Below are 17,667 nucleotides of genomic sequence, written 5' to 3' on the forward strand. Positions count from 1 at the left end.
GCTGCGCCCCGCTCCCATCTGTTCCTGTAAGCGTCGCGACGAGAGCCTCGCCCCGCCGCGCTCGCCTTACTTCCACTCGCGAATATCGACGAAGCGTCCGGTGACGGCGGCGGCTGCCGCCATGGCCGGCGAGACGAGATGGGTGCGGCCCTTGAAGCCCTGGCGCCCCTCGAAATTGCGGTTCGAGGTCGAGGCGCAGCGCTCGTGCGGCTTCAGCCGGTCCTCGTTCATGCCGAGGCACATGGAGCAGCCCGGCTCGCGCCAGTCGAAACCGGCCTCCAGGAACACCTTGTCCAGCCCCTCTTCCTCGGCCTGGATCTTCACGAGCCCCGAGCCCGGCACGATCATGGCCGAGACGCCGTCCGCCACCTTGCGCCCTTCCACGACCTTGGCGACCGCCCGCAGATCCTCGATGCGGCCATTGGTGCAGGAGCCGATGAAGACGCGGTCGATCGTGATGTCGGTCATCCGCGTGCCGGGCTGGAGGCCCATATAGTCGAGCGCGCGGCGCTTGGTGTCGCGCTTGGCCTCGTCCTCGATCTCGTCAGGGTTCGGCACCACGCCGTCCACCGCCACGACATCCTCCGGCGAGGAGCCCCAGGAGACGATCGGCGGCAGGTTGGCCGCGTCGAGCCGCACGATCTTGTCGAAATGGGCGCCCTCGTCCGTGTGCAGCGTCTTCCAATAGGCCACCGCCTGCTCGAGGGCGGCACCCTGCGGCGCGCGCGGACGACCCTCGATATAGCGGAACGTCGTCTCGTCGGCCGCGATCAGGCCCGCCCGAGCCCCGCCTTCGATCGACATGTTGCAGATCGTCATCCGGCCTTCCATCGACAGGGCTCGGATCGCCTCGCCGGCATATTCGATGACGTAGCCCGTGCCGCCCGCCGTGCCGATCTGGCCGATGATGGCGAGGATGATGTCCTTGGCGGTCACGCCCGCGGGCAAGGTCCCGTCCACCTGGACGAGCATGTTCTTGGCCTTCTGCTGGATCAGCGTCTGCGTGGCGAGCACATGCTCGACCTCCGACGTGCCGATGCCGTGCGCCAGGGCTCCGAAGGCGCCGTGGGTCGAGGTGTGCGAGTCGCCGCAGACGATCGTCATGCCCGGCAGGGTGAAGCCCTGCTCCGGCCCGATGATGTGGACGATGCCCTGCCGCTTGTCGATCTCGTTGAAATACTCGACCCCGAACTCGGCCGCGTTCTTGGCCAGCGTCTCGACCTGAATGCGGCTTTCCTCGTTGTGAATGCCACCGCGCCGGTCGTAGGTCGGCACGTTGTGGTCCACCACCGCCAGCGTGCGCGAGGGATGGCGCACCTTGCGCCCGGCCACGCGCAGACCCTCGAAGGCCTGCGGGCTCGTCACCTCATGGACGAGATGGCGGTCGATATAGAGGAGGCTGCCGCCGTTCTCGTCGGTCGAGATCAGGTGGTCGTCCCAGATCTTGTCGTAGAGCGTGCGGGGTTTTGCGGTCTGGCTCATGGGCTTTCGCGTCTTCAAAAGGCGGTTCGGCCTCACAGGGCCGCCGCGCCGGATAGAATCGAACAAGTGGAAAAACAGAGGCGCCGCCGACGGCGCGCGGCTTCAGCGCGTAAGCAGAACGGCCGAAATCTGCCGGTAGAAAAAGCGCCCGGGCATGCGCGCGCGATCCTCCACCGGGGAGAATCCCAGCGTGGTCGGCAGACGGCCCATGGATATCGCGCTCTTTCGCATCGTTCCAAAATACGCCCCCACGCCCGCGTGCGCAATGCCTGATGCGGCGGTGAGCGCAGAGCGGGGCTGCCGCCCCGAGCCCCGCTCGGAAATGACTTCCCGAACCCTTCCTTTCTTTTGGGACCTTTTCCGAACCCCGGGAGGGCCGCTGGCCCTCCCGGGGTTCGGACACATGCCAAGAGAAACGAGGGGTGCAGGGGAAATCATTTCCCCTGCCGGGGTGCAGGGGCAGCGCCCCTGCCCTCACCGCCTCAGCCGGCGCTCCAGGGCGCGAGCGGCGAGGGACAGGGGGACGGTGAGGAGGAGGTAGAGGAAGGCGGTGACGGAATAGGTCTCGAAGAAGCGGAAGGAGCCGGAGGCGTAGACCTTGCCCATCTGGGTGATGTCGGCGACGCCCAGCACGGAGACGAGCGAAGAGTCCTTGACCATGGAGACCAGATCGTTGCCCAGCGGCGGCAGGACGGTGCGGATGGCCTGGGGAAGGACCACGAGGCGAAGGCGCTGGAGGCGGGACAGGCCGAGGGCGGAGGCGGCCTCCCGCTGGCCCGGGGGCACGGATTCGAGGCCAGCGCGAACGATTTCGGCGATAAAGGCGGAATAGGCGACAACGAGGGCGAGGACGCCGCGCATGAGAAGCGAGACGTCGCGCACCAGAAGCTCGGGCAGGAGGCCGGCCTCGCGCAGGGGCGCGGTGAGCCCGTTCCAGCCGGCGACGGCGGCGGGAACGCCGGCGAAGGCGATCCAGAACAGGAGCACCAAGACGGGTACGCCGCGCACGATCTCGACATAGAGGCGGGCGAGGTTGCGCAGCCAGCGCAAGCGGGCGCGCCCGGCCAGCGCGATGAGAAAGCCCAGCGCCAGCGCCCCGGCGAAACCCAGCGCGGTGACCTCCAGCGTGGTGACGAGGCCGCCCGCGAGAATGGCGATGGTCTGCCGCAGCCCGGCTTGCGAGGCGATCCAGCCGCCGGCGCCGAGGCCGAGACCGGCGAGCGCCACCAGCCACCAGGGAAAGTCGGGGGCGCGGAGCCGCGCCAGCAGGCCCCGAGGCGGGAGGGGACGGCTCACGGCTGGCCGAGCTTGGTGTCCACGAACCACTTCTGCGTGAGGCGGTCGAACGTGCCGTCGCCCTTCAAGGCGGCGATGGCGGCGTTGACCGGGGCGACGAGGTCGGAGCCCTTGGCGAAGATGAAGCCGAAATCGTCGTTGCCGAGCGGCTGGCCGACGATCTTCAGCGCCCCGCCGGATGCGGCGACGGAGGCCTGGCCACCGGCCATGTCGCTCAGCACGAGATCGACATCGCCCGCGCGCAGCGCCTGGACCTGCGCGCCGAAGGTCTCGAACAGCTTGATGCGCGGGTTCTGCTCGTTGCCGTCCAGCACCTCGTAGACGGCTGTGAAGAAGGGCGTGGTGCCGACCTGCGCGCCGACGAGGCCGCTGTCCAGCGCCTTGAAACCGGCAGCGTCGGCAAAGCGGCTCTCATTGGCGCGCACGATCATGACCATCTGCGAGCGCAGATAGGGATCGGAGAAGTCGACGCGCTGCTTGCGGTCGTCGCGAATGGTAATGCCGGTCATGCCGATGTCGTATTGGCGCGCGGCGACGGCCTCGATCATCGCGTCCCAGGAGGCGTTCTCGTATCGCACCTTGGCGTTCAGCCGCCGGGCGATGTCGTTCATCGCGTCATATTCCCAGCCAATCGCCTGCCCGCTTTTCGGATCGACATATTGCAACGGCGGGTAGGCGTTCTCCGTCACCACCACGAGCTCGCGGCCTTTCAGGTCCGGCAGGGCGGGACCTTGCGCCAGGGCGGGGGCGGAGGCGGCGAGAGCGAGCGCAAGCGAAAAGAAGGAACGGCGATGCAGCATGAAAGGGAGGTTCCGCGTGGGAGGGCGATCGGGCGAGGCTCTCATGCCGGGGGCGGGTCTGCCAAGAACGCGGCGTTCCCATTTCCCCGGCGCTCGCGAAAGCCTGATCCCCGGCCGGCGTCGTCAGGGGTTGGTCGTGGCGGCCGCCCGGTCCACGCTGTCGCGCTCCTCGGCTGCCGCTTCCGCCACGCTCGGGGGCGGGACGGCGCGGGTCTGGCGGGCATAGCGCTGGGCGAGCGCGGCGCAGGCGAAGAGCTGGATCTGGTGGAACAGCATGAGCGGCAGCACCACCAGCGCCATGGCGTGTCCCGCGAAGAGAATGCCGGCCATGGGAATGCCGGTCGCCATGCTCTTCTTGGAGCCGCAGAAGACGATGGCGATCTCGTCCTGCTTGTTGAAGCCGAGCTTGCGGGCCAGAAGCGTCGTGATCGACAGGGCGACGGCAAGGATCGCGACGTCGAACAGGACGACGATCAGAAGCTGCTGCCAGCCGAGGCTCGACCAGACGCCGGCCACCACGCCCTCCGAGAAGGCGGCATAGACCACGAGCAGGATGGAGCCCCGATCCACCACCACCGTCACCGGCTTGTGGCGAGCGAGCCAGCCGCCGATCAGCGGCCGGGCGATCTGCCCGGCGACGAAGGGCGCCAGGATCTGCAGCGCGATCTTCTCGATCGAATCGAAGGAAAAGGCGCCCGCCCCGCCGCCGCTGGCCAGCAGGAGAACCAGCGCGGGCGTGACGACGACGCCTAGCATGTTGGACACGGAGGCGCTGGTCAGCGCCGCCGGCACATTGCCCCCCGCGATCGAGGTGAAGGCGATCGAGGACTGCACCGTGGACGGGAGCAGCGTGAGGTAGAACAGGCCGAGCGCCAGCTCCGCCGGCAGGACGCGGCCGGCCAGCGGCGCAACGAGTAGGCCGATCAGCGGAAATAGCGCGAAGGTCGAGAGGAAGACGAAGCCCTGCAGCCGCCAATGGAGAAGGCCGGCCCAGACCGCCTGGGGCGACAGGCGCGCGCCGTAGAGAAAGAACAGGAGCGCGATGGCGCCGTAGGTGATCCAGTCGAAGGCCTCGGCCACCTCGCCGCGCGCGGGCAGCACGGCGGCGATCGCGACGGTGGCGATCAGCATAAGGAGGAAACGGTCGACGGGAATGCGCCGAAGGCGGGAACGGAAACTCATGATACGCGCATCCTTGTGGTCGCGGCGTGTGGCGGCCCCTTGTTGGAGGCCGCCTCGATGGGGTCAGGGCGACTGGAGCGCCCGACGGATTTCAGGGGGTCGGCTGGCCTCGTTCGACGTAAACCTCGCCGAGACGAAACTGTCTCGACGCCCCATTGGCCGGATGTCTTGTCAGGCGCTCCTGGTCGCGCCGATCGAGAAGCTGAGCGGCATGCGGGGCAGGCCGGGCGGCAGGACGAAGAGATCGACGCCCACCTCGATCATCTCGGGAAAGGCGCGCCAGGCGATCCGCTCGTGCTCATGCAGGAAGTCGATCCGCAGCCCGGCCTGGATCAGCGCGGTGACGATGTCGCCGATCGGGTGGATCCACTCGTAGTTTCGCGTCTGCGTCAGCGGCCGGGCGTCGCCGGTGTAGGTCTGCGTCTCGTCGAAGGCGAGCGGCTGCGCCTTCGGGGTCCGGTGGTCGTAAGTGATCGCCGGGCGCCCGTCGCGCCATTCGCACTGGTTGAGAAGCGGATGGCCTTCAAGAAGATAGAGCCGCCCGCCGGGGCGCAGCACGGCGGCCACGACCTCGGCCCAGCCCCGGATGTCGGGCAGCCAGTTGATGGCGCCCCAGGTGACGAAGGCGAGGTCGTATTGCGCGCCAAGCGCGTTCGGCGCGTCGTAAAGCGAGCCTTCCACGAAGCGCGCCTTGGTGCCCGCCTTGGCGGCGAAGGCGCGGGCGGCCTCTAACGCGTCCGGCGAGAAGTCGAGCCCGGTGACGGAGCGCGCGCCCAGATGCTTCAGCGACAGCGTATCCAGCCCGATATGGCACTGGAGATGCACGACATCGAGCCCGGCCAGCGCCCCGATCTCCTCGGCTTCGATCGCATGAAGCGAGGAGCCGCCGGCAAGGACCTGGGCGATGCGGTAGGAGCCGGTCGTGTCGCTGGCGTGCAGGCGCGCCCGCTCGTTCCAGTTGGCGAGATTGGCGTCGAAATAGGCGTCCATGACGCGTCTCCTTCGGATCGGCCAAAACGCGAAAGGGCGGCTCGAAGGCCGCCCTTTGCAAAGACTTCGAAAGCGAGGATGCCTTACTCGGCAGAAGCCTTCTTCGCAACCTTGGCGGCTTCCTTGGCGGCGCGCTCGTCGGCGGCGACCGCGCGGGCGTCGTCGTTCAGCTTGCGGGCGCGCACGTTGGTGGCCTCAACGATACGGGCCGACTTGCCGCGACGATCGCGCAGGTAGTAGAGCTTGGCGCGACGCACGCGACCGCGGCGCACGACCTCGACCGACTCCAGCTGCGGCGAGTAGACCGGGAAAACGCGCTCGACGCCTTCGCCGTAGGAGATCTTGCGGACGGTGAAGCTCTCTTGGAAGCCGGCGCCCGAACGCGCGATGCACACGCCTTCATAGGCCTGCACGCGGGTGCGGGTGCCTTCCGTGACGCGCACGTTGACGCGCAGCGTGTCGCCCGGCGAGAAGGCCGGAAGCGTGCGGATGGCGGCGATGCGGGCGGCTTCTTGGGCGTCGAGTTCAGCGATGATATTCATGGCATTGGCCTCATCTTCGTTACATGCCGGTTGCCCGGTCATGGCCGTTTGAAACGGTCAAGTTTTTCTGAGGAAAACGAGGCGCCTATAGCCGCTAAACGGCTTATTGTCTAGGTAGGCCGAACCATTTTGTCGCCCCACTTGGTCTGCGCGCGCCTCCGTGCCCCCTCTTTCCCGCGATCGGGCTCTCGCTTAGAGACTGTTTGACAACTCGGCGGCGGAGGGCCGTGGGGTGATTTTTCGACGCTCGCGAGGCGCCAAACTTGAGTGATGCTGGCGGCATCGGCGAGGATTGGCAACGAAGCGGCGGTGGAAAAGCACTGGCGGACCGACCCGACCGAGTTGTCAAACAGTCTCTAAAAACCGCTTGTCCCGCCTCCTCTCCCCTTTCCGCGTGCGCCATGTCCCTTCTCGAAGCCGTTCTCCTTTTCCTGTCCGGCTTCTTCGCGGGCGCGATCAACGCCGTGGCGGGCGGGGGCACGTTCCTGACCTTCGGCGCCATGACGCTAGGCGGCGTTTCGCCGATCTCCGCCAATGCCACGTCCTCGATCGTGCAGTTCCCCGGCTACGTTACCTCGACGCTGGCCTATTGGAGCGACATCAAGCGGATGTGGCGCGGCGCGCTCGTGCTCGCCCTCGTCTCCGTGCTCGGCTCGCTCGGCGGGGCGCTGATTCTCCTCTCGCTCGACAATCCGCAGTTCCAGAGCCTTGTGCCCTGGCTGCTGGTGGCGGCCACCGCGCTGTTTGCCGCCGGCCCCTGGCTGACGCCACGGAGGCCGCATCAGGAGGACGCGCGGCAGGGCCGCAGCCTCGCCAGCCCCTTCCTCCAGTTCTTCACCGCGATCTATGGCGGCTTCTTCGGCGCGGGCATGGGCATCATGATGCTGGCGACGCTCGGGCTCACTGAGAGCGGCGACTATCACCGGCTGAACGCCTTGAAGAACATGCTGGCGACGGTGATCGCGCTGGTCGCCATCGCCGTGTTCGTTTCGGGCGGCGTGGTCGCCTGGCTGCATGCCGCTCTCATGGCGCCGGGCGTTGCGCTGGGCGGCTGGTGCGGCGTCTGGGCGGCGCGCCGCCTGCCGCAGGGCGTGGTGCGCGGCGTGGTGATCGCCGTCGGGCTCGCGCTCGCGGCCTACTACTTCCATCGTAACGCGTCGTGAGCCTCGGAGCGCGACGCGGCATGCCCGCTGCTGACAGAAACTGACAGCAGCGGGGCGTAGACCCTGCCTCGTCAAACCGACGAGGAACGTTTCCATGCTTACCGCCTCCAACATCCTTCTCTACGTCGCCGATCCGGCCGCGAGCGCCGCCTTCTACGAGCGCCTGCTCGGCCGCGCGCCGGTGGAACTCAGCCCAACCTTCGCGCTTCTGCCGCTCACCTCCGATCTCATGCTGGGTCTGTGGAAGCGGGGCGGCGTCGAGCCCGCGCCCGAAAGCGCGCCGGGCGGGGCGGAGATCGGCTTCAAGCTGGCGGACGGCGCAGCGGTGGACGCGGCCTACGCCGAGTGGCGGGACAAGGGCGCCGAGATCGCCCTACCGCCCACCGATCTCGACTTCGGCCGATCCTTCGTGGCGCTCGACCCCGACGGGCATCGCCTGCGCCTCTACGCACTCGGCGAGGAGATGTAAGGCGCGCGAGAGTTCGTGCGGGGAACCGGCCGCCCGCCCCGGCGAGGCCGGGGCGGGTAGCATTGGCCCGGCGTTCTTGCCATATAGGCGAAAAACGCCGCTCCGCTCCGGTTCCAAGACGCCATGGCCCATTCGATTCCCTTCGCCCGCATGAACGGTCTCGGCAACGAGATCCTCGTCGCGGACCTGCGCGGGCAATCGGCGCGCATCACGCCCGAAGCCGCGCGCGCGCTTGCCGCGCGGGCGGAAACGCATTTCGATCAGATCATGGCGATCCACGATCCCGTGTCCGCAGGCACCTTCGCCTATGTCCGCATCCTCAACTCTGACGGCACGGAAGCGGGCGCCTGCGGCAACGGCACGCGCTGCGTGGTGCAGGCGCTCAGCGCAGAGACCGGGCAGCGCGACTTCCTGTTCGAGACCAAGGCGGGGCTGCTCGAAGCCTTCGAGCGCGAGGACGGGCTGCTCACCGTCGACATGGGCAAGCCGCGCTTCGACTGGCAGTCGATCCCGCTTTCGGAGGAGTTCGCCGACACGCGGGCCATCGAATTGCAGATCGGGCCGATCGACGCGCCGATCCTCCATTCGCCCTCCGTCGCCTCCATGGGCAATCCGCACGCAATCTTCTGGGTCAAGGACGATGTCTGGTCCTTTGCCCTTGATCGGTTCGGGCCGATCTTGGAGCACCACCCGCTGTTTCCCGACCGCGCCAACATCTCCCTCGCGCAGGTGACCGGCCCGGAATCCCTGCGCATCCGCACCTGGGAGCGCGGCGCGGGGTTGACGCGCGCCTGCGGCTCGGCGGCCTGCGCGGCCGCCGTCTCGGCCGCGCGCACCGGTCGCACGGGCCGCAGCGTCACCGTCACCGTGCCCGGCGGCGATCTCCGGATCGAGTGGCGGAGCGACGACCACGTTCTGATGACCGGCCCGGCGGAATGGGAATGGTCCGGCACGCTCGACCCCGCGACGGGCGCGTTCGCCCGCGACGAGGCACCCGCCGAGGTGATGCCATGAGCGACGGCGAAGGGCCGAGCCCCGAAAAGATGAGCTCCGAAAAGACGGGCGGCGGGATCGAGGTCATTTCCTTCGGCTGCCGGCTCAACACGTTCGAGGCGGAGGTGATGAAGCGCGAGGCCGGCGCGGCGGGGCTCGGCGCGGACGGTCAGCCGGCCATCATCATCAACACCTGCGCCGTCACCGCCGAGGCCGTGCGCCAGGCGCGCCAGAGCGTGCGCCGCGCCCGGCGCGACAATCCGAATGCGCGCATCGTCGTCACCGGCTGCGCCGCGCAGACGCAAGGGGCAAGCTTCGCCGCCATGGCGGAGGTCGATGCCGTGATAGGCAACGAGGAAAAGCTTCGCGCCGAGAGCTACCGCGCCCTGCCCGATTTCGGCGTCGCGGCGGCGGAGAAGATCCGCGTCAACGACATCATGAGCGTGCGCGAGACGGCGGGCCACATGGTGGACGCGATCGAGGGACGCGCCCGCGCCATCGTCCAGGTGCAGAACGGCTGCGACCATCGCTGCACCTTCTGCATCATCCCCTTCGGCCGGGGCAATTCGCGCTCCGTGCCCATGGGCGCGGCGGTGGAGCAGGTGAAGCGCCTCGTCGGCAACGGCTATGGCGAGGTGGTTCTGTCGGGCGTCGACATGACGAGCTGGGGCGCCGACCTGCCGGGGAACCCACGCCTCGGCACCCTGGTCCAGAGCCTGCTCCGTCATGTGCCGGACCTTCAGCGCCTGCGCCTGTCCTCGATCGATTCGGTGGAGGCCGACGAGGCGCTGGTGGAGGCGATCGCCTGCGAGCCGCGCGTCATGCCGCATCTGCACCTGTCGCTGCAGGCCGGCGACAACATGATCCTGAAGCGCATGAAGCGCCGCCATTCGCGGGAAGACTCCATCCGCTTCTGCCACGAGCTGCGCCAAGCGCGGCCCGACATGGTCTTCGGCGCCGATCTCATCGCCGGCTTCCCGACCGAGACGGACGCGATGTTCGAGAACACGCTGGCGCTCGTGGAGGAATGCGGCCTCACCCATCTCCACGTCTTCCCCTTCTCGCCGCGAGAGGGAACGCCCGCCGCGCGGATGCCCCAGCTGCCCAAAGCCGTCGGCAAGGCGCGCGCCGCCCGGCTGCGCGCGGCGGGGGATGCGGCCTATCGCCGGCACCTCCAGCGCTCGGTCGGACGCCCGGCGCGGGTGCTGATCGAGCGCGAGGGACTGGGCCGCACGGAAGACTTCACCGTGACCGAACTGCACAGCGGCCTCCCCGGCGAGGTCGTGGACGCTACCATTACAGGCGAGACGGGCGAGCGCCTGCTCGCCGTCCCCTCCTCGGCCGCCCGCGCGGCGGCCTGACATCGATCGGACTCTAAGCATCATGGCCGAGAACAAGGGTTTTTTCCGTCGTCTCTTCTCCTTCGGAGCGAAGGAGGAGGATCGCACCCAGCATGAGGGCGGCCTCGCCCGCACGCAGGACACGACCGCCGCACGGCCGGACGCGACGGCGCCCGAGATTCATCAGCCCGCCGCCGCCTCCACCGACACGGATGCCGAAGCCGGCGCCTCCGCCGCCGAGCCGGCGGGCGGCGGCATCACGCCGCTGGTCAGCCGCGATGACGACGCCTCCGGCGTCGCGGCTGAAAAAAAAACTCCGTAACTGACCGGGAAGAGGGTCCGGCCCCCATCGAGGCCGGCCCCTTCTCGCCCGCCGATCACGCTGAGGCGCCTGCTCGCCTGATCGAGAAACCAACGTTTGAGGTTCCGGCAGACACTGAAGCGCGCGCGTTCGAGCCGTCGCAGCCTCCGGTCGAGCCGGTCGCGCCCGCTGCTTCCGTCGCCTTCGAACCTCCGACCATCCGCACGGCGGAGCCCGAGCCGGCTCCCGCGCATGCCGCCATCGAGTCACCCGCCCCCGTCTCTTACCACGTCGTCGACGCCCCGGACGCGCCGAGCGAGTCGCTCGCCTTCCTCGACGAGGCCCGCCCGCCGGCCGCCGAGCCGGAGGCCGACTTCTCCTGGCTCGAAGGCGACCGCGACACACCGGACGATGCCGAAGCCGAGGTCGCGCCCGCCGCGCTGGACCCGGCCGAGGCGGCGATCCTCTCCGGAGACGGCGGCACGATGGCCGAGGTGCAGCCGCCCGTCGATCCGCTGGCGCCGATCGAGGCCCTGCCGCCCGCCGAAACTCTGCCCCTTTCCGAGACCGCGCCCCTTTCCGAGATCGACAGTGAGGAAACGCACGACGAGTTCGCCTGGCTCGACGCCCCGCTGCCGCCCGAGGAGCCGGAAGACACGGCCGCCGCGTCCGCTGGCGGTTCCGACGCGCCGGATCGCGCCGATGTCGCCGTAGACCCAAGCGTCGGCGCGCTGGGCGGCATCGCCGCTTCGCCGCTCTCGCCCGCGCGCCAGGCGACCGATGGCGAAGGCTGGGCGCTGCGCGAACGCGGCCCCGATCTCGGCGCCCCCCAAGAATCTCGCAAGCCCTTCTTCCAGCGGCTGCGCGAAGGCCTCGCCCGCTCCTCCTCGCAGCTTTCCGGCCAGATCACCGCGCTTTTCACCAAGCGCCGGCTGGACGAGCAGACGCTGCAAGAGTTCGAGGACGTCCTGATCCAGGCCGATCTCGGCGTCGAGACCGCGATGCGCATCACCGACCGCCTGTCGGATGGGCGCTTCGGCAAGGAAATCTCCGGCGAAGCCGTGCGCCAGATCCTGGCCGACGAGGTGGAGCGCGCGCTCGCCCCCGTCGCCAAACCGCTGGAACTCGACCTCGAGGTGAAGCCGCATGTCATTCTCGTGGTCGGCGTCAACGGCACGGGCAAGACCACGACGATCGGCAAGCTCGCGGCCAAGCTCACGCGCGGCGGGCTGACCGTGACGCTCGGCGCGGGCGACACGTTCCGCGCGGCGGCGGTGGAACAGCTCAAGATCTGGGGCGAGCGCACCGGCTCCACCGTCGTCTCCAAGCCGATCGGCGCGGACGCGGCGGGCCTTGCCTTCGAGGCCTATGACGAGGCGGTCGCCAACGGTTCGGACGTGCTCATCATCGACACGGCGGGCCGGTTGCAGAATCGGACCGAGCTGATGGACGAGCTCGCCAAGATCGTGCGCGTCCTCCAGAAGCGCGACCCCGACGCGCCGCACACCGTGCTCCAGACGCTGGACGCCACGACCGGGCAGAACGCGCTGAACCAGGTCGAGATCTTCCGCAACGTGGCGGGCGTCAACGGCCTCGTCATGACCAAGCTCGACGGCACGGCGCGCGGCGGCATCCTCGTCGCCATCGCGGCCAAGCACAAGCTGCCGGTCTTCTTCGTCGGCGTCGGCGAAGGGGTGGACGATCTCGAGCCCTTCAAGGCGCGCGACTTCGCCGACGCCATTGCCGGGCGCGCCGGCACCGCCTGAATTTCGCCGCCTCGCCGCCCGACACCATCCCCGAAAGGGAACCGCTCGATGTCCTCCGATCCCATCCTCGAAAAAGCCCCGAACACGCCGGGGCGGCGCGAGATGAACCCGCTCGTCAAGTTCGCGCTCGAACTCGGGCCGCTCGTCGTCTTCTTCTTCGCCAACAATCGGGGCGAGGCGATCGTGCGCGCCTTTCCTGCGCTTGGCGAACTCGGCGGCCCGCTCTTCGTCGCCACCGCCCTGTTCATGGCGGCGACGCTGATCGCGCTTCTCGTCTCCTGGATCATGGTGCGCACCCTGCCGATCATGCCCATCGTGTCGGGCGCGGTGGTGCTGGTCTTCGGCTCGCTGACGCTTTGGCTGCAGGACGAGGTCTTCATCAAGATGAAGCCGACCATCGTCAACGCGCTGTTCGCCGCCGTGCTGCTCGGCGGCCTGTTCTTCGGCAAGTCGCTGCTCGGCTACGTCTTCGACCAGGCCTTCAAGCTGGACGACGAGGGCTGGCGCAAGCTGACGCTGCGCTGGGGCCTGTTCTTCGTCTTCCTCGCCATTCTCAACGAGGTGGTCTGGCGCTTGTTCTCGACCGATTTCTGGGTCGCGTTCAAGGTCTGGGGCACGATGCCCATCACCATGGTCTTCATGCTCCTGCAGTTTCCGCTTCTGAAGCGCCACGCCACCGAACCGCTCTTCGACAAGAAACCGTGATCGCGCGCCGGGCCGCCAGTGGTTGGCCCGGCCCCTGCCCCGTCCCAAATGGAGGCTCCAGGCCCATTTGGAGACACGCGGCATGATCGACGCACAGAAGCTTCTCGACCAGTTTCTCGGCACCGGGCGCGCCGCGCAGGGCGGCGGAGCTTTTCCCACCGGCGGCACGGGCCGCGCCTCCACGGGCGAAACCTTGCAGGACGGGCTCGGCAAGCTCCTCTCCGGCGCGCTCGGAGGCACGGGCGCGCGCTCGGGCGGCGGCATCGGCGATCTCGCCGCCAGCGTGCTTTCGGGCGGCCGGGGCAGGGGCGGCTTCGCCGGCAAGGCGATCGGCGGCGCGCTGGCCGGCGGCCTCGTCTCGCAGCTGCTGCGACGCGGCGGCGGCAAAGGCAAGAAGAGTTTCGGCGGCTCGGCCGTGAAGCTCGGCGGTCTCGCCCTGATCGCGGGCCTCGGCTACAAGGCCTACACGAACTGGCAGGCGCAGAACCAGGCGAGCCTCGCCGCCGGCCAGCCCGGGCCGATCCGCCCCATCGCGCCCGGCGAGATTCCAGAGACCAGCAATCCCAGCTTCCATCCGACCGGCTCGGAAGCGCAGGACCGCGCCCAGCTTCTGCTCTCCGCCATGATCGCGGCGGCCAAGGCCGACGGCACGATCGACGCCGAGGAAGAACGCCGCATCTTCGGCCGGCTGGAAGATCTCGATCTGGACGCCGAGGAGAAGCGTCTGCTCATGCAGGAAATCCACCAGCCGCTCTCGGTGGACGAACTCGTGCGCCGCGCCCCGTCGCAGGAGGCGGCGGTCGAGGTCTACACGGCCTCGCTGCTCGCGATCGACCCCGACCTTCCGGCCGAGCGCGCCTATCTCGACCTTCTGGCCGCCCGGCTCAATCTCCCCGCCGAACTCGTCGCTGAAATCCGGCGGACGGCCGAAGACGCCAGCGCCTGAGCACCGGCAGGCAGCACGACATTCGACATCAAGCCCCGGGCGGTCAGCCGCTTGGGGCATTTCGCCCCAGGATTTGCGACGCTGCATTTTTGGCGTCGGATGCGAGGGGATAAACTACCCGTTTGGGCCGATGCATCTCGCCAAGCAGCCCCTGTCGGCGCCCCAACCTCTTAACGAAAGTTTCACGTGAAACAGGACAACTCAGATCGCCTGGCGCATCCTCCGAGGGGATGACCAAAGGGATTCTGTTCGGTAACGAGGCGGGGCTGTCATGATGCTCCGCGCCTGAGCCCGACATTCGCGATAAAGTCCCCAGCGAGAAGACTGGCCGACTGATCCCGCGAGGTCCTGCGGCGGCTCTAAAGCGACTCGTCGCCGACCGCCCGCCCATCCGGCATGCGCTCGCCCGTCTCGCCGTCCGGATTGCCGAAGGGCACGGGCGGCGCGCCGGCTTCCGCCTCGGCATCGTGGCGCAGAGCCCAGTGGACGGAGGGAAAGGCCAACTCGTCCCAGGGAATGTCCTCGGGGCGAACGAGCTTGAGTTCCAGGCTTTCCGGCCCCGCCGCCAAGGCGGGATCGACGAGCCGCGCGCGATAGATCAGCTGCACCTGGCTGATGCGCGGAACGGAATAGACCGCGAGCAGGCGCGAGATGGCGATACGCGCGCCGGCCTCTTCGAACGCCTCGCGCCGGGCGCCGGCATCGGGCGTCTCGTTCAGTTCGAGATAGCCGGCCGGAATGGTCCACCGCCCCCGCCCCGGCTCGATCGCGCGTCGGCACAGGAGAATGCGGTCCTCGAACCGCACCACCGATCCCACCACGATCTTCGGATTTTCATAGGCGACGAACCCGCAATGGTCGCAGACGCGGCGCGGCAGCGAATCGTCTTCGGGCGTGCGGAGCGAGAAGGAAGGCGCGAGATCGGTCATCCGAAAGGAAATGGAGGCCGCGAGCCGTTCGGCCATGGGCGGGTGAGGAGGTGCGCATGGCCGAAGCGTTTTATCCTCCAGGCTTCCAGCCGCCGGCCAGAAGCGGTGTGATGCGAACGTGGTCCCCGGTAGAGAGAAGGCAGTCCTCCAGCTTTGTTAGAGGTCCACGCAACACGTGCTAGAGCGAACCGGGTTGAAGATTTCATTGCCCGCGAGGAGCGACGCGCGATCGATACCAAGACGCCGAATCACGCCTTCGCAGAGACAGGAGCTTGGAAGAAGTTCCGGCCAGTCGATTCCGAGGAGCTTGTCCCGAGTTCCGAGAGATCACGCATTCCACGATCGATTGGTCAGACCTTGCTTGTCCTCTGCGTGGCGAGCTTTCTCCCACGATAGCGGTTGCGAGTCAGCAGCCGACAGTCGGAGAGCAGAAACGGAACGGAACCGAAACGACCTGTGAGTTATCCAGCAGCGGCGCTGTAGGCGGGGCTGTACGGTTCCCGGCCGATCTGGTGCAGGGAGCCCAGCGACGAGCCACTTGGCCGACCCTTACGCCGTCCATGTCCGCCGCGCCCAGAGTCCCAAAGACCTAAGCAACGGAGCCCGCTGGAAAGCGTAGCTGAGCCGATCCCACGCGCTCACGCGCCCGTCACAAAGGGAAAACCCAGTCGCGTTCCTCCGTGGCTTCATCGCGCGGGTGTACGGGTAAGGCTCCGCCCATCGGCATCGATGATTACCGACCTGCACCGATATCCACCAATCACGCTCGGACTCCGAACGGCGAAGACGCCCTTTCGGGCTCCCCGCCGCCGAATGCTCCAACCGCCTGGCCTTCTGCGACCTTAGCGGAACAGAAGCGAGGACAGGCCTCGGCGGCCTTCCTTGGTCGCGGGGTCGGTGGGCCCCCAGGCGTCGAAGAATTCCAGGAGCTTGCGCCGGGCGCCGTCGTCCGCGAAGGTCCGGTCCCGCTTGACGATCTCCAGGAGATGACCGGCGGCCACGTCCCGCTGGCCCTTGGCCTGCGCGATCAGAGCGAGGTCGAAGCGCGCCTGATGGTCGTCCGGGTTGCCCTCCAGCCGGGCCTGGAGTTCGGCGGCGTCGCCCAGCCCCGCCAGTTCCTCGGCGAGCTTCAGCTTGGTCTTCACGGTGGCGAAGGCCGGATCGTTCAGCGCCTCGGGCGGCATCTGGTCGATCACCGCCTGCGCCCGGTCGCTTTGGCCAGCGGCGAGGAAACACTCGGCAAGGCCCGCGCCCGCCTTGGCATTTTCGGGATCATGCTGGAGCACGGCGGAGAAGAGCTGCGCCGCCCCCGCCGCCTCGCCCGCCGCCAGGAGCTCGGTGGCCTGCGCGATCGCCTCCTCCAGCGGATCGCCGCCCGCGCCGCCGCCGCCCATCTTCACCAAGCGATCGATGAAGGCCTTCACCTCGCTCTCGGGCAGCGCGCCCATGAAGCCGTCCACCGGCTGGCCGTCGACGAAGGCGAAGACGGCGGGAATGGACTGGACGCCGAGCTGGCCGGCGATCGAGGGATGCTCGTCGATGTTCATCTTCACGAGCTTCACACGGCCGTTCGCGGCGCGCACCACGCGCTCGATAACAGGGGTCAGCTGCTTGCAGGGGCCGCACCAGGGCGCCCAGAAATCCACCAGAACGGGCTGGTTGCGCGATTCGCGAATGACGTCGGCGGAGAAGTTGGCCGTGGTCGTGTCCTTGACGAGCTCGCCGCCCGCCGCGCCGCCGGGCGCGGGCGCGCCGGCCTGCGGGCTTGCCTGGGCGCCCCGCTGGGCGCCGCCGGGGGCCACGGTCTGCCGGCCGAAGCCCGAAAGGCTCGAAGCGTAGGGATTGTCGCTCATGAGGTCTGTCCGCTCGCAAGTTCGGCCGTGTCGGCCTCGAGCCGCACGACGAGAGGGTCGTGCCGCACCGAAGCGAACAGGGCCAGGAGATGATCCCGCGCGATCGAGGTCGTCCCGCGGTTCGTCAGGGGATGGCAGTTGAGGATATCGTGCTGGAGCAGCCGCTCATCAAGAACGAGCGTCACCGCGCCTTCCCCGTCGTTGACGATGCCGAAGGCGGTGACAGAGCCGGGCTCGACGCCGAGCCTCTCGCGCATCTGCTCGGGCGAGCCGAAGGACAGGCGCCCCTGCGCGCCGATGCGCGTGTGCAGGCCCTTGAGATCGACCGCCGTGCTGTGCTCGGCGACCACGAGGAAGAGCCGGCTCTTCTTGTCCTTCAGGAACAGGTTCTTGGTGTGGGCGCCGAGAATGGCGCGGTGCAGGTCCTGCGACTCGTCCACGGTGAAGACCGGCTCGTGCTGGAGGGTCCGGGTCGGGATGCCGAGCGACGCGAGGCGCTCGGCCAGCGCGGGCGCCAGCGCGCGAAGCGCTTCGTCGTCCCGAGAGAGCGCCGCGCCCGAAGCGCCGGATTCGCCGTCAGCCTGCCCGACCATGGAGTCTCTCCCTGCCGCTCGTCCCACGCATCGCTCGTGCCACCGGCACTCCCGCCGCGTCAAGCGGCGCGAGGCCTGATGCGACCCGTCGGCGCGCGCGCCGCTCGGGAAGAGGCCCCAAAGCCGGCGCCGGAGAAGACGGCTCGCCCCGGATAGAATCGCTTCTCCCACGCCCGTCACCGAGCGCCCGCGACACCCCTACGCGCCAAGTCTTTGTTCCTCCGATTCCTTTCGCCCTTTGCGACGCTTGTGCGTTTTTTCTGTTGCCAAATCGACCCCCTTGGTCCATAAGCCGTCCATCCGCAGCGGCCACGGCG

General features: G+C 68.5%; 17 protein-coding genes. 8 read left to right on the forward strand and 9 right to left on the reverse strand.

Annotation, left to right across the window (positions count from 1 at the left end):
- Window positions 1-66: 66 nt before the first annotated feature.
- The 6 genes from leuC to rplS form a co-directional block, all read right to left on the reverse strand.
- The gene (leuC, locus tag AUL32_RS11100; protein WP_062114820.1) at window positions 67-1,482 is read right to left on the reverse strand and encodes a 3-isopropylmalate dehydratase large subunit; all 1,416 of its coding nucleotides are present in this window, start codon (window positions 1,480-1,482) and stop codon (window positions 67-69) included.
- A 474-nt stretch (window positions 1,483-1,956) separates the two neighbouring features.
- On the reverse strand, window positions 1,957-2,778 hold the full coding sequence (locus AUL32_RS11105; RefSeq protein WP_062114822.1) for an amino acid ABC transporter permease: 822 nt from the start codon (window positions 2,776-2,778) through the stop codon (window positions 1,957-1,959).
- Window positions 2,775-3,578 (reverse strand): transporter substrate-binding domain-containing protein, encoded by an 804-nt coding sequence (locus AUL32_RS11110; protein WP_062114825.1) that lies wholly within the window; start codon window positions 3,576-3,578, stop codon window positions 2,775-2,777. The genes AUL32_RS11105 and AUL32_RS11110 overlap by 4 nt, the downstream gene beginning before the upstream one ends.
- Window positions 3,579-3,701: 123 nt before the next feature.
- Window positions 3,702-4,760 (reverse strand): bile acid:sodium symporter family protein, encoded by a 1,059-nt coding sequence (locus AUL32_RS11115; RefSeq protein ID WP_062114828.1) that lies wholly within the window; start codon window positions 4,758-4,760, stop codon window positions 3,702-3,704.
- A gap of 171 nt (window positions 4,761-4,931) precedes the next feature.
- Window positions 4,932-5,750 carry a class I SAM-dependent methyltransferase gene (locus AUL32_RS11120; protein ID WP_062114831.1) on the reverse strand — a complete coding sequence of 273 codons (819 nt, stop codon included), beginning with the start codon at window positions 5,748-5,750 and terminating at the stop codon, window positions 4,932-4,934.
- An 83-nt stretch (window positions 5,751-5,833) separates the two neighbouring features.
- Window positions 5,834-6,292 (reverse strand): 50S ribosomal protein L19, encoded by a 459-nt coding sequence (gene rplS, locus AUL32_RS11125; protein WP_061973043.1) that lies wholly within the window; start codon window positions 6,290-6,292, stop codon window positions 5,834-5,836.
- 401 nt (window positions 6,293-6,693) lie between these two features.
- Here rplS and AUL32_RS11130 point away from each other — a divergent pair, with 401 nt between their 5' ends.
- The 8 genes from AUL32_RS11130 (at window position 6,694) to AUL32_RS11165 (ending at window position 13,975) form a co-directional block, all read left to right on the forward strand.
- The gene (locus AUL32_RS11130) at window positions 6,694-7,455 is read left to right on the forward strand and encodes a sulfite exporter TauE/SafE family protein (protein ID WP_061973045.1); all 762 of its coding nucleotides are present in this window, start codon (window positions 6,694-6,696) and stop codon (window positions 7,453-7,455) included.
- Between the two features lie 94 nt (window positions 7,456-7,549).
- On the forward strand, window positions 7,550-7,924 hold the full coding sequence (locus AUL32_RS11135; RefSeq protein WP_062114833.1) for a VOC family protein: 375 nt from the start codon (window positions 7,550-7,552) through the stop codon (window positions 7,922-7,924).
- Window positions 7,925-8,047: 123 nt separating this feature from the next.
- A complete protein-coding gene (dapF, locus tag AUL32_RS11140) occupies window positions 8,048-8,938 on the forward strand; it encodes a diaminopimelate epimerase (protein WP_062114836.1) in 891 nt (296 codons plus the stop codon).
- A complete protein-coding gene (gene mtaB, locus AUL32_RS11145; RefSeq protein ID WP_062114839.1) occupies window positions 8,935-10,278 on the forward strand; it encodes a tRNA (N(6)-L-threonylcarbamoyladenosine(37)-C(2))-methylthiotransferase MtaB in 1,344 nt (447 codons plus the stop codon). Before dapF ends, mtaB begins: the two co-directional genes overlap by 4 nt.
- 22 nt (window positions 10,279-10,300) lie before the next feature.
- A complete protein-coding gene (locus tag AUL32_RS11150; RefSeq protein WP_061973051.1) occupies window positions 10,301-10,579 on the forward strand; it encodes a hypothetical protein in 279 nt (92 codons plus the stop codon).
- Between the two features lie 26 nt (window positions 10,580-10,605).
- The gene (gene ftsY / locus AUL32_RS25985) at window positions 10,606-12,324 is read left to right on the forward strand and encodes a signal recognition particle-docking protein FtsY (protein WP_244497831.1); all 1,719 of its coding nucleotides are present in this window, start codon (window positions 10,606-10,608) and stop codon (window positions 12,322-12,324) included.
- A gap of 48 nt (window positions 12,325-12,372) precedes the next feature.
- The gene (locus AUL32_RS11160) at window positions 12,373-13,029 is read left to right on the forward strand and encodes a septation protein A (RefSeq protein ID WP_062114841.1); all 657 of its coding nucleotides are present in this window, start codon (window positions 12,373-12,375) and stop codon (window positions 13,027-13,029) included.
- An 82-nt stretch (window positions 13,030-13,111) separates the two neighbouring features.
- Complete coding sequence (locus AUL32_RS11165) at window positions 13,112-13,975, forward strand: tellurite resistance TerB family protein (protein WP_062114844.1); 864 nt, start codon at window positions 13,112-13,114, stop codon at window positions 13,973-13,975.
- Between the two features lie 359 nt (window positions 13,976-14,334).
- Here AUL32_RS11165 and AUL32_RS11170 read toward each other — a convergent pair whose 3' ends face one another.
- The 3 genes from AUL32_RS11170 to AUL32_RS11180 form a co-directional block, all read right to left on the reverse strand.
- A complete protein-coding gene (locus AUL32_RS11170; RefSeq protein ID WP_244497816.1) occupies window positions 14,335-14,940 on the reverse strand; it encodes an NUDIX hydrolase in 606 nt (201 codons plus the stop codon).
- 806 nt (window positions 14,941-15,746) lie between these two features.
- Window positions 15,747-16,757: a thioredoxin gene (gene trxA, locus AUL32_RS11175; protein ID WP_156421433.1), complete on the reverse strand. Its 1,011-nt coding sequence runs from the start codon at window positions 16,755-16,757 to the stop codon at window positions 15,747-15,749.
- Window positions 16,754-17,350 (reverse strand): prolyl-tRNA synthetase associated domain-containing protein, encoded by a 597-nt coding sequence (locus AUL32_RS11180; RefSeq protein ID WP_082659552.1) that lies wholly within the window; start codon window positions 17,348-17,350, stop codon window positions 16,754-16,756. Before AUL32_RS11180 ends, trxA begins: the two co-directional genes overlap by 4 nt.
- Between the last annotated feature and the right edge of the window lie 317 nt (window positions 17,351-17,667).

The organism is Aureimonas sp. AU40, from assembly GCF_001463785.1.
GTDB lineage: Bacteria > Pseudomonadota > Alphaproteobacteria > Rhizobiales > Rhizobiaceae > Aureimonas.

Excerpts from the sequence above, each read along its gene's own strand:
- AUL32_RS11115 (WP_062114828.1), bottom strand. The coding sequence starts at position 4,760 with ATGAGTTTCCGTTCCCGCCTTCGGCGCATTCCCGTCGACCGTTTCCTC.
- AUL32_RS11160 (WP_062114841.1), top strand. The coding sequence starts at position 12,373 with ATGTCCTCCGATCCCATCCTCGAAAAAGCCCCGAACACGCCGGGGCGG.
- AUL32_RS11110 (WP_062114825.1), bottom strand. The coding sequence starts at position 3,578 with ATGCTGCATCGCCGTTCCTTCTTTTCGCTTGCGCTCGCTCTCGCCGCC.
- AUL32_RS11150 (WP_061973051.1), top strand. The coding sequence starts at position 10,301 with ATGGCCGAGAACAAGGGTTTTTTCCGTCGTCTCTTCTCCTTCGGAGCG.
- AUL32_RS11180 (WP_082659552.1), bottom strand. The coding sequence starts at position 17,350 with ATGGTCGGGCAGGCTGACGGCGAATCCGGCGCTTCGGGCGCGGCGCTC.
- dapF (WP_062114836.1), top strand. The coding sequence starts at position 8,048 with ATGGCCCATTCGATTCCCTTCGCCCGCATGAACGGTCTCGGCAACGAG.
- AUL32_RS11165 (WP_062114844.1), top strand. The coding sequence starts at position 13,112 with ATGATCGACGCACAGAAGCTTCTCGACCAGTTTCTCGGCACCGGGCGC.
- leuC (WP_062114820.1), bottom strand. The coding sequence starts at position 1,482 with ATGAGCCAGACCGCAAAACCCCGCACGCTCTACGACAAGATCTGGGAC.
- AUL32_RS11130 (WP_061973045.1), top strand. The coding sequence starts at position 6,694 with ATGTCCCTTCTCGAAGCCGTTCTCCTTTTCCTGTCCGGCTTCTTCGCG.
- trxA (WP_156421433.1), bottom strand. The coding sequence starts at position 16,757 with ATGAGCGACAATCCCTACGCTTCGAGCCTTTCGGGCTTCGGCCGGCAG.
- AUL32_RS11170 (WP_244497816.1), bottom strand. The coding sequence starts at position 14,940 with ATGGCCGAACGGCTCGCGGCCTCCATTTCCTTTCGGATGACCGATCTC.
- AUL32_RS11120 (WP_062114831.1), bottom strand. The coding sequence starts at position 5,750 with ATGGACGCCTATTTCGACGCCAATCTCGCCAACTGGAACGAGCGGGCG.
- mtaB (WP_062114839.1), top strand. The coding sequence starts at position 8,935 with ATGAGCGACGGCGAAGGGCCGAGCCCCGAAAAGATGAGCTCCGAAAAG.
- AUL32_RS11135 (WP_062114833.1), top strand. The coding sequence starts at position 7,550 with ATGCTTACCGCCTCCAACATCCTTCTCTACGTCGCCGATCCGGCCGCG.
- rplS (WP_061973043.1), bottom strand. The coding sequence starts at position 6,292 with ATGAATATCATCGCTGAACTCGACGCCCAAGAAGCCGCCCGCATCGCC.